This window comes from Bacillus cereus group sp. MG20 (assembly GCF_040459885.1).
GTDB classification, from domain to species: Bacteria; Bacillota; Bacilli; order Bacillales; family Bacillaceae_G; genus Bacillus_A; species Bacillus_A cereus.
On sequence record NZ_JARVHF010000001.1, the window covers coordinates 4,458,797 to 4,472,121 of the forward strand.

Consider the following 13,325-nt stretch of genomic DNA (forward strand, 5'->3'; position numbering starts at 1 on the left):
GGTGCCTACAAAAGGCACCCTTTTTGGTGGGGAATTATTATTTTTCATGCACCAGCATCGTAACATCATCATTGATCAACGTCCCCACATGTTCGCCTAAACATATTTTCTTCATGACACCAGGCTCATCAAAGTTAAAGACGTGTGCTGGTAAATTGTAGTCCCGGGCAAGCAGTAATGCCGCTTGATCCATGACTTGTATATTTTGTCTAACGACATCATTATAGTTTAGTTTGCTGTACATTTTTGCTGATTTATTATGCTTTGGATCACTTGTAAAGACGCCATCGACCCCTTGTTTTGCGACTAATATGGCATCACTATTCATCTCGATGGCTCTTTGTACACTTGGATAATCTGTTGTCACGAACGGTTGGCCGTTTCCGCCTCCAAAGATAACGATATAACCGTTATCTAAATGGTGGACTGCACGCAAGCGAATGTATGGTTCAGCTACTGCATTAAATGGAATGGAAGTCATAACGCGTACTTCTCTATTTGTTTTACTTGTTAAAACACCGCGAAGCATTAAGCTGTTAATGATTGTACCTAGTGTACCGATATTATCAGCTTCTACGCGATCGATTCCCCATTCTTCAGCTAGATGCCCCCTAAAAATGTTACCGCCACCGATGACGATGGATACTTCGATACCTAAATCAACAATGGATAAAATTTCGTTTGCGATATGTTCTAATCGTTTGGAGTTAAAGCTATTTCCAGTTTGATCGGCAAGTGCACCGCCGCTTAATTTAATTAAGACACGTTTATATGGTCTCATAACAATTCCCCCTATATAGATCGCAATAAAAAAGGAACAAAGGCGAATGCCTTTGTTCCTTTTTAAGAAAATGAAAAAGAAAAGAAGAAGATAGGACGAATTGCTTTGTATAGTTTTTCATAACATCCACTCCTTTTCCTTTTGATTTGTTGTAAGTATATATCTTTTTGATTATACGAAATAATCTGATTGCTTATCAAGTTTATTTTATCGTTTTTTAACAAAATGGTGTCAATGAAAAAAAGAAGAAAAATATTTGAATTTTTTGTGACGAACTTGTAGGTTTTTGTATGATTTTGTAGGTTCGCTTATAAGATGTGTGAGTAGCTTTTATAAATTCAAATTGAAAGCGTTCGCATGAAGGGGATGAACATAAATGAAAAAATTCGGATTGGCAACACAAATTTTTGTCGCGCTTGTTTTAGGGATTGTAGTAGGGGCAGTCTTTTATGGCAATAAAACGGCGATTTCTTATATCACACCAATTGGGGATATATTTATTCACTTAATTAAGATGATTGTAGTACCAATTGTTATTTCAGCATTAATTGTTGCGGTAGCTGGTGTAGGAGATATGAAAAAGCTTGGGAAACTGGGCGGTAAGACAATTCTTTATTTCGAAATTATTACGACGATTGCTATTTTAATGGGATTACTTGCAGCGAATATATTCCAACCAGGTACTGGTGTTGATATGAGTAATTTACAGCAAAGTGATATTTCTTCTTATAAACAAACAGCAGATGCAACGGAGAAGAAAGGTTTTGCTGAGACAATTGTTCACATTGTACCAAAAAACGTATTTGAATCGATTGCACAAGGTGACCTATTACCGATTATATTCTTCTCAGTATTATTCGGCTTAGGAGTTGCGGCAATTGGGGAAAAAGGAAAGCCTGTTTTTAACTTCTTTGAAGGCGTACTCGAAGCAATGTTTTGGGTTACAAATCAAGTTATGAAATTTGCACCATTTGGTGTATTCGCATTAATTGCCGTTACAGTTGCAAAATTTGGTGTAGCAACATTACTTCCGCTAGGAAAACTAGTGCTAGCTGTATACGTAACTGTTATACTATTCGTTGTGATTGTATTAGGTATTAATGCACGAATGGTTGGAGTAAACATTTTTACATTAATAAAAATTTTAAAAGAAGAACTGATTCTTTCGTTTACGACAGCAAGTTCAGAAGCTGTTTTACCTAATATAATGAGAAAAATGGAAGAGTTCGGTTGTCCGAAGGCAGTTGCCTCTTTCGTAATTCCGACAGGTTATACATTTAACTTGACTGGATCGGCTATTTATCAAGCGTTAGCGGCATTGTTTGTTGCCCAAATGTACGGTGTGCACATGTCACTAACGGAGCAAATAACGTTATTATTCGTTCTCATGTTAACATCCAAAGGTATGGCGGGAGTTCCAGGTGCATCGTTCGTTGTTGTATTAGCAACGTTAGGTTCAATGGGGCTACCACTAGAAGGTATCGCGTTAATTGCGGGAATTGACCGCATTTTAGATATGATTCGCTCATCTGTCAATGTATTAGGAAATGCATTAGCGGCCATTGTTATGTCGAAGTGGGAAGGCGAATTCGATAATGAGAAAGCAAAACAATATGTAGAAACAGTCAAAGAAACAAAAGCAGCATAAGAAATCGTTAAGGAGTGAATAATCATGGCAACATTAACTGAAGTTAAAAATGGTGTTCGAATTGAAAAAGATTTTTTAGGTGAAAAAGAAGTACCAAACTATGCATACTATGGCGTACAAACGATGCGTGCAGTTGAAAACTTCCCAATTACAGGATACAAAATCCATGAAGGTTTAATTAGAGCATTCGCAATTGTAAAAAAAGCAGCAGCACTTGCGAATACAGATGTAGGAAGATTGGAATTGAACAAGGGTGGCGTGATCGCAGAAGCTGCTCAAGAAATTCTTGATGGAAAATGGCATGATCATTTCATCGTAGATCCAATTCAAGGCGGAGCAGGTACTTCAATGAACATGAATGCAAATGAAGTCATTGCCAATCGTGCTCTTGAATTATTAGGAATGGAAAAGGGAGACTATCACTATATTAGTCCAAATAGTCATGTAAATATGGCGCAATCAACAAACGATGCATTCCCAACGGCGATTCATATCGCAACATTAAATGCATTAGAAGGCTTATTACAAACGATGGGTTATATGCATGATGTATTTGAATTAAAAGCAGAACAGTTCGACCATGTTATTAAAATGGGTCGTACACATTTACAAGACGCTGTGCCAATTCGCCTTGGACAAGAATTTAAAGCGTATTCTCGCGTACTTGAACGTGATATGAAACGTATTAAGCAATCACGTCAACATTTATATGAAGTAAATATGGGAGCGACTGCAGTTGGTACAGGCTTAAATGCAGATCCAGAATATATTGAAGCAGTTGTAAAACATTTAGCTGCAATCAGTGAATTACCGCTTGTTGGTGCAGAAGATTTAGTAGATGCGACGCAAAATACGGATGCTTATACTGAAGTATCTGCAGCACTTAAAGTATGTATGATGAATATGTCTAAAGTTGCGAATGACCTTCGTCTAATGGCATCAGGTCCACGTGTTGGTTTAGCTGAAATTATGTTACCAGCTCGTCAACCAGGTTCTTCTATTATGCCAGGGAAAGTAAACCCTGTTATGCCAGAAGTTATTAACCAAATTGCGTTCCAAGTAATTGGTAATGACCATACGATTTGCCTTGCTTCAGAAGCAGGACAATTAGAATTAAATGTTATGGAACCAGTACTTGTTTTCAACTTACTGCAATCAATTAGCATTATGAATAACGGTTTCCGTGCCTTTACAGATAATTGCTTAAAAGGAATTGAAGCGAATGAAGATCGCTTAAAAGAGTATGTTGAGAAAAGTGTAGGAATTATTACAGCCGTGAACCCTCATATCGGTTATGAAGCTGCAGCTCGCGTTGCGAAAGAAGCAATTGCGACAGGGCAATCCGTTCGAGAACTTTGTGTGAAAAATGGTGTACTGTCACAAGAAGACTTAGAGTTAATTCTAGATCCATTCGAAATGACACATCCAGGGATTGCAGGAGCAACTCTTTTAAAGAAAAATTAAAAGAAGAGGGGGGACAAGCCCCTCTTTTTTGTTTACAATATAGAAATGCTATATATGAATAGAGGTAGGGATGTTATGAGCAAGTTTACAGTAGCTTCTAATGGTGCATTAGAAACAACATTAAGAGGAGCAGAAGTATTATCAACACCACTTTTAAATAAAGGGGTAGCTTTCACACAAAATGAAAGAGAAGAGTTAGGTTTAAAAGGGTTATTACCGCCAGCGGTTTTAACGTTAGAAGAACAGGCACGCCGAGCATACGAACAATTTAGTTCGCAGCCGGATGATTTATTAAAGAATGTATACTTAACTGCGTTACATGATCGAAATGAAGTATTATTTTATCGTATATTAACAGATCATTTACGTGAAATGTTACCGATTGTATATACACCAACTGTCGGTGTAGCAATTCAAAGGTATAGCCATGAATATCGTAAACCACGTGGTATTTACTTATCAATTAACGACCCATCAGGTATTGAAGAAGCGTTTGCCAATATCGGTGCAACAGCTGAAAATATTGATTTAGTCGTTGTAACAGATGGAGAAGGTATATTAGGAATTGGTGATTGGGGTGTTGGCGGTATTAATATCGCAATCGGAAAATTAGCTGTTTACACTGCCGCAGTTGGAATCGATCCTAGCCGCGTATTACCGGTAATTTTAGATGTAGGTACAAACCGTGAGGAACTATTAAACAATCCATTTTATATTGGAAATCGTCACCCTCGTATAACAGGTGAAGCTTACGATGAATTTATTGATACGTTTGTACAAGCGGTAAATAAACAATTCCCGAAAGCACTTTTACATTGGGAAGACTTTAGCTCTCGTAACGCACGAAAAATTTTAGATAAATACCGTCATGACGTTTGTACGTTTAATGATGATATTCAAGGTACAGGTGCAGTTTCACTTGCGGCAGTATTATCGGCAGTGAAAGCTTCTGGTGTACCGCTAAGTGAACACCGCGTTGTTGTATTTGGTGCTGGTACGGCTGGAATCGGTATCGCAGATCAAGTTAGAGATGCGATGGTCCGCGTAGGTGTATCTGAAGAAGAATCATATAAGCGTTTCTGGTGTATTGATCGTAACGGGTTAGTTACAGATAATATGGAAGATCTTCTTGATTTCCAAATTCCGTACGCAAGAAAAGAAGCAGAAGTAAGTGAGTGGAAAGAAAATGATGTGATCGGACTTGCTGAAGTTGTGAAACATGTAAAACCGACAATTTTAATTGGTACATCTACTGTTGCAGGTGCATTTAAAGAAGAGATTATTAAAGAAATGGCTTCTCACGTAGAAAGACCAATCATTTTACCAATGTCGAATCCGACGCCACTTGCTGAAGCAAAACCAGCAGATTTAATCGAGTGGACAGAAGGAAGAGCGTTAGTTGCAACAGGAAGTCCATTTGAACCAGTTACATATAACGGTGTAACGTATGTGATTGGACAATCAAATAATGCACTTATTTTCCCAGGGCTTGGTCTTGGAACAATTGTAGTACGAGCAAGCGTCATGACGGATGGAATGTTCGCAGCGGCTGCTGAAGCAGTTGCAAGTATGGTAGATACAAGTCAGCCAGGAGCACCTATTTTACCAGAGGTCGAAGAATTACGTAATATCTCAGAAATGGTTGCAATTGAAGTAGCGAAAGTTGCAGTTGCAGAAGGTGTTGCAAGAGTGAACTTAAGTGATAACGATATCAAGATGGCAGTGCAAGAAGCAATGTGGAAGCCAGAGTATCGCCAAATAAAAGCGGTAGAAAAGGTTAGAATATAGAAAGAAAGCCCGTTTATAACAATAAGCGGGCTTTCACTTTTACTACTGAAAAAAGTATAGGAAGTGTCACCTTTGAATTGGAATCAATTATGGAAGAAAGATATGTCCCTTTTAATTATATTAATGGTCGTTGTTCCGATTGCTGGGGAGCTGAACTTTCATCCCTTTAATGATACGTTTCGAGTTAGCTTCGGTACACCGCTATTCTTCTTTTTATTATTATTTTTAAGAAGAGTACCAGCAGGAGTTGCAGGTATTCTTGTTGGTATATCTGTAGTCTTATTCCGAGTATGTCTTGACTGGATCATGCAAGGTTCATTTCATATGACAGAATCATTTTATTTGCGTTATCCTGTGTTCTTCTATTATTTTATTTATGGCAGTTTTTTTTCGCTTTGTAGGGTAAATAAGTTCCATCAGAAACCAATCATTATTGGATGCCTTGGAATTTCAATTGAAATTGTTGCAAGTATGTCAGAACTTGCGTTTTATCACATGTTAGTACTAGGTACAACAATAACGATTTCTGAAGTGAATAAACTTATTATTATTGCTATTTTTCGTAGTTTCTTTGCACTTGGTTTTTTAAATATGATGAATTTATATGAAACGAAATTAAAAGAATCGCAAGTTCGAAAAGAAAATGAAAATATGTTAATGCATCTTTCTAATTTATATGTGGAATCTGTTCATTTGAAAAAGACGTTACAAAATGCGGAGTTAATTACACAAGAAGCATATCAACTATATCGAAATTTACAAGTAAGCGCTGATTCAAGTAGTAAAACAGCATTGAAAATAGCGGGGGAAGTGCATGAAATAAAAAAGGATAATCAAAGGATATTTGCAGGGTTATCTAAACTGTTATTAGATAAAAATGTGGCTGAATATGTAGAAGGACATGAGTTAGCAGAAATGATTGTTAGAATAAACGAGAAGTATGCTGAAATGCTAGAAAAGGATATACGTTTTTCTAAACATATAGAAGGTGAGCATGCTGCATACCACGTGTATACAGTTCTATCAATTTTTAATAACCTCGCTGCAAATGCAGTTGAAGCAATTGAAGATAAAGGTGTCGTTATTATTAAGCTATATAAAAGAGATCAACATATATTTTTTGAAGTAATTGACGATGGACCTGGTATTGCACAAAAGTATAAGAAATTAGTATTTAAGCCAGGATTTACTTCCAAGTATGATCAAACGGGAACACCGTCAACTGGTATTGGGCTTTCTTACATAAATGAAATGGTAACAGAGCTAGGCGGAGAAGTGAGATTAGAAGGCCGAGAAAATAAAAGAGGATGTAAGTTTATCGTTTGTTTACCAGAGGGTAGTTTAAAGCGGGAAGGGGAATAGATTTGTTTTATTATATCGTAGACGATGATGAAGTTTTCCGTTCGATGCTTTCGCAAATTATTGAAGATGGAGATCTTGGAGAAGTAATTGGTGAGGCGGATGACGGAGCTTTTATTGAAGCGGATCAACTAAATTTTAAAAAAGTAGATATTTTATTTATTGATTTGTTGATGCCGATGAGGGACGGAATTGAAACAGTTCGTCACATTGCGTCAACTTTCACGGGGAAAATCATTATGATTTCTCAAGTGGAATCGAAGCAGCTTATAGGTGAGGCATATACACTTGGTGTAGAATATTATATTACAAAACCATTAAATAAAATCGAAGTTGTATCTGTTGTACGCAAAGTGATGGAGCGTATTAGATTGGAGCGTTCTATACATGATATTCAAAAATCATTGAATAACGTGTTTCAGTGGGAAAAACCGCAATTGCGTACTGAACCAGTGCAAGAAGGAAAAAAGATAGGGGATTTAGGACGCTTTTTACTATCAGAACTCGGTATTGCGGGAGAGAATGGAAGTAAAGATTTACTTAGTATGCTGGAATATTTATATGGTCAAGAAAAGGCACAGACATTTGAGTTTGGCTTTCCTGCGTTAAAAGAAATTTTTCATCATATTACGATAAGGAAATTAGGGGATCTAGCTTTAGGTGCGGATATTGATAAAGAGAAAAAAGCGTCTGAACAAAGAGTACGTCGAGCTATTTATCAGTCGTTAAATCATTTGGCTTCTTTAGGACTAACAGACTTTTCAAATCCAAAATTTGAAAGCTATGCTCCAAAATTTTTCGATTTCACCGTAGTTAGAAAACGGATGACAGAAATGACGAAAGATGAACTCGCATCTTCTGGTCATACGCGAATTAATACGAAGAAGTTTATTCAAGTGTTGTATTTTGAGGCGAAGAGGTTGATGGAGATAGAGTGAAGAAGATGCTTATAAATAAGCATCTTTTTTTGTTAAATCAACATTTTATATTTTCTCGTGGAGCATGTAAAATGTTAAGTAAGAGAAAATGGTTTTATATTAAGGAAGTGTCAAAGCGATGAGTTTCACATTGAATAAATCGATTATTAAAGAAGTGTGCGGAGAGACCTCATATAAAAGAGGTGAAACCTATTATAAATCAAATAAAGTGATAATAGATCATTACGATGAAAATAAAGAAATTTGTGAGGCGACAGTAAAAGGGAACGAGGATTTCCATGTTACAGTAGCAAAAGCCAAAAAGGGTGATGTTGTTGCAGAATGTAGTTGTCCTTCATTAGCGTCTTTTCAAACGTACTGTCAACATGTTGCAGCAGTATTAATACAAATAAACTATAATCAACAAACAGGTGGAATGAGCTCCACTAGTAACAGAAATGATCAATTGACAAGTGGTATGTTTCAGCTGTTTGCAGACAAACCACTGAGGCCAAAAAGTAAACAACACCGTTTTGATACACGTGAAATATTAGATGTTGAGTTTATATGTACACCAGTAGCTACGAGAAGTGGTGGTGCTCTTCTTGGAATTCAATTGAAACTTGCCAAGGTGTATTTCATAAATCATATTAGAGAATTTCTTTCTAAGGTGGAGAAAAGAGAGTCTTTTCATTGTTCAAATGAATTTACATATACACCAGATGTACATAGTTTTAAACAAGAAACGGATGCAATTATTCAGCAGCTCATTAAAATGTATCATAACGAAAAAATGTATGAGGATGCGCTAGAAGTACATGCGAAACAAGATGAAAGTATGATATTTATACCACCAGCTTCATGGAAAGATATGCTCTCTTCACTTTCTAAAGTTGAATATGTACAGCTGAAACAAAATAAACAACTGTTTCAGGGATTACAAGTTTCAAAAGGTTTGTTGCCGTTACACTTTGAATTTACGAGGGGAAATAATGGCGGATTTACACTTCATATAGATGGTCTAAATCGTGTACAAGTTATGGATATGTATAACAATGCACTTTATGGTGGGAAATTATATCACTTACACATTGAAGATTGTATGCGACTTATTGAATTACAAAAGATGATGAGTCGCTCAAATAGTAATCAGTTTTATATTCCAGAAAGTAAGATGGAACATTTCGTCGCGAAAGTTGTACCAGGATTAATGAAGCTCGGAACTGTACACATTGATGAAGTAATATCGGATCGTGTTGAAACACCTTCGCTAAAAGCGAAATTGTATTTAGACCGCGTGAAAAATCGCTTATTAGCAGGTCTTGAATTTCACTATGGGAACGTCATGATTAATCCGCTAGAAGAGGATGGACAGCCGTCTGTTTTTAATCGTGATGAGAAAAAAGAAAAAGAGATTTTAGACATTATGAGTGAAAGTGCCTTTGCAAAAACAGAAGGCGGTTACTTTATGCATAATGAAGAAACTGAGTATAACTTTTTATATCACGTCGTGCCAACATTAAAAGGTTTAGTTGATATTTATGCGACGACAGCAATCAAATTGCGAATTAGTAAAGGGGATGCAGTTCCTCTTATTAGAGTGAGAAGAAAAGAAAGAATTGATTGGTTGTCATTTCGTTTTGATATAAAAGGAATACCAGAAGCAGAAATTAAAGGTGTATTAGTGGCCCTTGAAGAGAAACGTAAATATTATCGATTGACGAACGGTTCGTTTTTGTCGCTAGAGAGTAAAGAGTTTAATGAAATTAATCAGTTTATAAAAGAATCAGGTATTCGGAAAGAATTTTTACATGGAGAAGAGGTAAATGTTCCGCTTATTCGGAGTGTAAAATGGATGAACGGACTTCACGAAGGCAATGTTTTAAGTTTGGATGATTCAGTTCAAGAGTTAGTAGAAAACATTCAAAATCCGAAAAAATTAAAGTTTGCTGTGCCAAATACTTTAAATGCAGAAATGAGAAAGTATCAAGTATATGGGTTCGAATGGATGAAAACACTTGCTCATTACCGTTTTGGCGGTATTTTAGCAGATGATATGGGACTTGGAAAAACGTTGCAAAGCATTGCTTTTATAGATTCTGTTTTGACTGAGATTCGAGAAAAGAAACTGCCAATATTAGTCGTTTCACCATCATCTCTTGTTTATAATTGGTTTAGTGAATTGAAAAAATTCGCCCCGCATATTAGAGCAGTTATTGCAGATGGAAACCAAGCAGAGCGCCGGAAAATTTTGAAAGATATAACGGAATTTGATGTCGTAATCACGTCATATCCATTACTGAGAAGAGATATAAGATTATATGCAAGGCCATTTCATACACTATTTCTTGATGAAGCACAGGCGTTTAAAAACCCTACAACGCAAACGGCAAGAGCTGTGAAAACAATTCAAGCTGAATACCGTTTCGGACTAACTGGTACACCTGTAGAAAATTCATTAGAAGAGCTATGGTCTATCTTCCATGTCGTCTTCCCGGAATTATTACCAGGAAGAAAAGAGTTCGGTGATTTAAGGCGTGAAGATATAGCGAAGCGAGTGAAACCATTCGTATTAAGACGATTAAAAGGAGACGTATTAAATGAGTTGCCAGAGAAAATAGAGCACTTACAATCATCGGAGTTATTACCCGATCAAAAGAGTCTCTATGCTGCTTATTTAGCGAAGTTAAGGGAAGAAACGTTAAAGCATTTAGACAAAGACACGTTACGTAAAAATAAAATTAGAATTTTAGCTGGTTTAACGAGATTGCGACAAATTTGTTGTCATCCCGCTTTATTTGTTGATGATTACAAAGGAAGTTCAGCTAAATTTGAACAACTGTTAGAGATTTTAGAGGAATGTAGAAGTACAGGGAAGAGAATATTAATTTTTTCTCAATTTACGAAGATGCTTTCCATTATTGGTCGTGAGTTAAATCGACAAGCAATTCCATACTTTTATTTAGACGGGAGTACACCAGCGCAGGATCGTGTAGAGCTGTGCGATCGGTTTAACGAAGGAGAAGGAGATCTATTTCTCATTTCTTTAAAAGCTGGTGGTACCGGACTTAATTTAACTGGTGCAGATACAGTAATATTATATGATTTATGGTGGAATCCAGCTGTTGAACAACAAGCGGCCGATAGGGCGTATCGAATGGGACAAAAAAATATAGTGCAAGTTATAAAGCTAGTAGCTCAGGGAACAATTGAGGAGAAAATGCATGAACTGCAAGAAAGTAAGAAAAATTTAATCGCTGAAGTGATTGAGCCGGGAGAAGAGAAATTGTCCTCAATCACAGAGGAAGAAATTCGAGATATTTTAATGATTTAATATAAAAAAGCTATGTCTTCAAATGTATGAGGGCATAGCTTTTTTGTTGTAATAATTATATTTTGTTTTGTACAAAGTAAAGAAATCAAATGTTATTTAAATTACTTCTTTGTACCTTTACTTTTGTATGGTTTGGCAGCTGCCTTTTTCTTTGCACTTGATTGCCAACGGTTCCATCCTTTACTTCCTGTACCTTGTCCTACACCTTTTTTCGGTTTTGCTTTCGTTTTACTCATATGATCACTCCGTTATATAAAAATCTTATTTGATAATAGTCAATGATTTAGAAAATACTCTTTATAAATGACTATGATTGCTTTAAGTAAAAATAAACTGCTTGAATGCTATAGTATAACATGAATTTGCAAGTAAACTGAAAGGAATTATAAAGAAAATGAAAATAATAAGAAATACTGCAGATTCTATATTCCGAACGATCACATTAATTGTTGTGTATACGTTAGTTTCGGTCAGTGAAACATTTTTTGGATTGAAGAGGCAGAAAAAGTAAAGATGTTAAATTAACAACAATCAATAAAGCCGCAAAATAAAGAATTGAAAAACATTTTAAAACTTTTTGTTGACTTTCTTTATTTTTTGTATAGAATAATCATTAATAAAATGTTTCAGAGATGTGACAACAAAACGACTATGAAAGGACGAGTAGTAGTAGGACGTAGTTTAAGCGAGTCAGGGGTGGTGTGAGCCTGATACGAAGCCTATTATGAAGAACCTCCTGGAGTTGCTAACCGAAATCCTTTATAGGAAAGTAGACTTAGCCGGGAACTTCGCCGTTACAAGAAGAACAGTATCGAGATATTTCATCTCCGTATTGTATAAGTGAGCAACCTCTGTTGCTAATTTGGGTGGTACCGCGGAACCAAAGCCTTTCGTCCCAGTTTTTTGGGAAAGAAGGGCTTTTTTTGTTGGCTTCTTTTCACAACATCCAAACATTTTAGGAGGAAACCACCATGTATCAATCATTAATGACAGTAAGAGAGACTCAAATCGCAATTAAGGAAGTTAAAACATTCTTCGAGGACCAATTAGCAAAACGCCTTGAACTATTCCGCGTATCTGCACCATTATTCGTAACGAAAAAATCAGGATTAAACGATCACCTAAACGGTGTAGAACGTCCAATTGAATTTGATATGTTACATTCAGGAGAAGAATTAGAAATTGTTCATTCACTAGCGAAATGGAAACGATTTGCATTACATGAATACGGATATGAAGCTGGTGAAGGTTTATATACAAACATGAACGCGATTCGTCGTGATGAAGAACTTGATGCAACGCATTCCATTTATGTTGACCAATGGGATTGGGAAAAAATCGTTCAAAAAGAATGGCGTACTGTTGAATACTTACAAAAAACAGTACAAACAATTTATGGAATATTCAAAGATTTAGAAGATCACTTATTTGAAAAATATCCGTTCCTTGGAAAGTATTTACCAGAAGAGATTGTTTTCGTTACTTCTCAAGAATTAGAAGATAAATATCCAGAATTAACACCGAAAGATCGTGAACATGCAATTGCAAAAGAACACGGTGCAGTCTTCATTATCGGAATTGGTGATGCACTTCGTTCAGGTGAAAAGCATGACGGACGCGCAGCTGATTATGACGATTGGAAATTAAACGGTGACATTTTATTCTGGCACCCAGTACTACAATCTTCATTTGAGTTATCATCAATGGGAATTCGTGTTGATAGTAAATCGCTTGATGAGCAGTTAACGAAAACTGGTGAAGACTTCAAACGTGATTATGATTTCCATAAAGGTATATTAGAAGACGTACTACCATTAACAATCGGCGGTGGCATTGGACAATCAAGAATGTGCATGTACTTCTTACGTAAAGCACATATCGGTGAAGTTCAATCTTCTGTATGGCCTGACGATTTACGTGCAGCTTGTAAAAAAGAAAACATTCATCTGTTTTAATAGAAGTGAGGGAATAGCTTAAATATAGAGCTATTCCCTCTTTTTTTAATTGTGTAAACGAATGGTTTACAGAGAGTTT

9 protein-coding genes and 1 other annotated feature are annotated in these 13,325 nt (G+C 36.2%); of the genes, 7 read left to right on the forward strand and 2 right to left on the reverse strand.

The genetic code is table 11. The features are described 5' to 3' along the window. Positions 1 to 37: 37 nt before the first annotated feature. Positions 38 to 781, reverse strand: a complete 744-nt coding sequence (gene pyrH, locus QCI81_RS22995; protein ID WP_001248059.1) for a UMP kinase — start codon at positions 779 to 781, stop codon at positions 38 to 40. Positions 782 to 1,157: 376 nt separating this feature from the next. Between pyrH and QCI81_RS23000 the strand changes: the two genes are divergently transcribed. The 6 genes from QCI81_RS23000 to QCI81_RS23025 all read left to right on the forward strand — a co-directional run bounded on the left by QCI81_RS23000 (position 1,158) and on the right by QCI81_RS23025 (position 11,291). Further along, positions 1,158 to 2,429: a cation:dicarboxylate symporter family transporter gene (locus QCI81_RS23000; protein ID WP_000713291.1), complete on the forward strand. Its 1,272-nt coding sequence runs from the start codon at positions 1,158 to 1,160 to the stop codon at positions 2,427 to 2,429. A gap of 24 nt (positions 2,430 to 2,453) precedes the next feature. Then, on the forward strand, positions 2,454 to 3,893 hold the full coding sequence (gene aspA / locus QCI81_RS23005; protein WP_000224199.1) for an aspartate ammonia-lyase: 1,440 nt from the start codon (positions 2,454 to 2,456) through the stop codon (positions 3,891 to 3,893). Positions 3,894 to 3,968: 75 nt separating this feature from the next. Continuing rightward, positions 3,969 to 5,681 carry an oxaloacetate-decarboxylating malate dehydrogenase gene (malS, locus tag QCI81_RS23010; RefSeq protein WP_003270074.1) on the forward strand — a complete coding sequence of 571 codons (1,713 nt, stop codon included), beginning with the start codon at positions 3,969 to 3,971 and terminating at the stop codon, positions 5,679 to 5,681. Between the two features lie 63 nt (positions 5,682 to 5,744). Further along, positions 5,745 to 7,043, forward strand: coding sequence for a sensor histidine kinase (locus QCI81_RS23015; protein ID WP_002195356.1), 1,299 nt, complete (start codon positions 5,745 to 5,747; stop codon positions 7,041 to 7,043). A gap of 2 nt (positions 7,044 to 7,045) precedes the next feature. Further along, positions 7,046 to 7,978 carry a response regulator gene (locus QCI81_RS23020; RefSeq protein WP_006918521.1) on the forward strand — a complete coding sequence of 311 codons (933 nt, stop codon included), beginning with the start codon at positions 7,046 to 7,048 and terminating at the stop codon, positions 7,976 to 7,978. A 118-nt stretch (positions 7,979 to 8,096) separates the two neighbouring features. Then, complete coding sequence (locus QCI81_RS23025) at positions 8,097 to 11,291, forward strand: DEAD/DEAH box helicase (RefSeq protein WP_071730908.1); 3,195 nt, start codon at positions 8,097 to 8,099, stop codon at positions 11,289 to 11,291. Between the two features lie 101 nt (positions 11,292 to 11,392). Here the strand turns inward: QCI81_RS23025 and QCI81_RS23030 are convergent, their stop codons facing one another. Further along, on the reverse strand, positions 11,393 to 11,527 hold the full coding sequence (locus QCI81_RS23030; protein ID WP_000047588.1) for a DUF3934 domain-containing protein: 135 nt from the start codon (positions 11,525 to 11,527) through the stop codon (positions 11,393 to 11,395). Positions 11,528 to 11,933: 406 nt separating this feature from the next. Further along, positions 11,934 to 12,192 (forward strand) — a binding site (T-box leader). 70 nt (positions 12,193 to 12,262) lie between these two features. Between QCI81_RS23030 and asnA the strand changes: the two genes are divergently transcribed. Continuing rightward, a complete protein-coding gene (gene asnA, locus QCI81_RS23035) occupies positions 12,263 to 13,246 on the forward strand; it encodes an aspartate--ammonia ligase (protein WP_071730910.1) in 984 nt (327 codons plus the stop codon). The last annotated feature ends 79 nt before the right edge of the window (positions 13,247 to 13,325 follow it).

Coding starts and splice junctions, on each gene's coding strand:
- QCI81_RS23000 (WP_000713291.1), top strand. CDS start 1,158: ATGAAAAAATTCGGATTGGCAACACAAATTTTTGTCGCGCTTGTTTTA.
- malS (WP_003270074.1), top strand. CDS start 3,969: ATGAGCAAGTTTACAGTAGCTTCTAATGGTGCATTAGAAACAACATTA.
- aspA (WP_000224199.1), top strand. CDS start 2,454: ATGGCAACATTAACTGAAGTTAAAAATGGTGTTCGAATTGAAAAAGAT.
- pyrH (WP_001248059.1), bottom strand. CDS start 781: ATGAGACCATATAAACGTGTCTTAATTAAATTAAGCGGCGGTGCACTT.
- QCI81_RS23030 (WP_000047588.1), bottom strand. CDS start 11,527: ATGAGTAAAACGAAAGCAAAACCGAAAAAAGGTGTAGGACAAGGTACA.
- asnA (WP_071730910.1), top strand. CDS start 12,263: ATGTATCAATCATTAATGACAGTAAGAGAGACTCAAATCGCAATTAAG.
- QCI81_RS23025 (WP_071730908.1), top strand. CDS start 8,097: ATGAGTTTCACATTGAATAAATCGATTATTAAAGAAGTGTGCGGAGAG.